Source organism: Rathayibacter tanaceti (genome assembly GCF_001634385.1).
GTDB lineage: Bacteria > Actinomycetota > Actinomycetes > Actinomycetales > Microbacteriaceae > Rathayibacter > Rathayibacter tanaceti.
The window spans coordinates 1-1,060 of record NZ_LIIN01000272.1; the positions used below are offsets into that span (position 1 = coordinate 1).

A 1,060-nucleotide genomic window follows, 5' to 3' on the forward strand; every position below is an offset into this window, starting at 1 on the left:
GGCCGGGCATCGTCGTCGCACGGACACGGCCCTCGCGCTCACGGGCCTCGCGGCGGGTCAGCGGCGCGGCGGCGGGAACGTCGCGGGGATCGGCGGGAGCGGCGGGACTGGTGGAACGAGGGGGCACAGAGGTCTCACGGGTCGGCGGCGCGGCGGGGGAACCGGCGCAGGATCAGGGGAAGCGCCATGTCACCAGGCACGGGTGGGAGACCTGTATGACGGGCCTCCGAAAGCGCTCCGAATAACAGTACGGTAACGAGCGGCGCGTGTCACGCCCGATCGTGCCCGTCTCTGATCGATCGGGAGGTCAGGTCGTGGTTTCGGGCGCGTAATCGGGTGCATCCGGAAGTCCGAAGAGCCGCTCAAGCGTGGGGATCCCGGCATCGTGCAGGTAGTGCGAGAGCTCGGTGCCGACGTAGCGGAGGTGGTACGGCTCCGACTCGTAGCCGGTGATCGGCGTCGTCTCCGGCTTGTACCGCACGAGGAAGCCGAAGCGGTGCGCGTTCGCCCCGACCCACTTCCCCTCGGCCGTGTCACCCCAGCAGATCTCGAGCGCGCAGGTACCCGAGGCGCCGACGACATCGACCGCCCACCCGGTCTGGTGCTCACTGTGCCCCGGGCGCGCGCTGGTCGCGTCCGCCCCCGCCTGCCCGCGCGAGGAGACCCAGCCGGCGTAGACGCTCACCTGAGTCTCGTAGGAGCGGTAGGCACTCTGCACCGCGAGCGAGAGACCCGCCTCACTGTTCGCCGCGCGAACAGAGGGACCAGCGCGTCGGCAGTCGCCTGCCGCATCGGCTGCCGGTTGACGAAGGGGACGTCGGGGAAGACGAGGTCGGCCGGGATGTAGTCGACGGGCGCGAGCGTCCGCAGCTTGTTGACGACGACCCAGATGCTCGCCGGGTCGTCGACGGAGTGGGCGCCGAGGTCGATCCCCGGAGTCGGCGCGGGAGTCGCGGTCGGCCCCGCGGTCGGGTCCACCGTCGACGTCCCCTCGGCGGTGGCGACCGCGGTCGGCCCCGGAGTGGTCGGCGCAGCCGAGGAGGGCGCGGTCGACGGCGAG

1 protein-coding gene and 1 pseudogene are annotated in these 1,060 nt (G+C 72.0%); both read right to left on the reverse strand.

The features are described from left to right. Positions 1–307 precede the first annotated feature (307 nt). Positions 308–718 (reverse strand): M15 family metallopeptidase, encoded by a 411-nt coding sequence (locus ACH61_RS15590; RefSeq protein ID WP_236713731.1) that lies wholly within the window; start codon positions 716–718, stop codon positions 308–310. After that, positions 682–1,060, reverse strand: a pseudogene (locus ACH61_RS18720) (hypothetical protein); the annotation flags it as partial. The pseudogene ACH61_RS18720 and the gene ACH61_RS15590, both read right to left, overlap by 37 nt.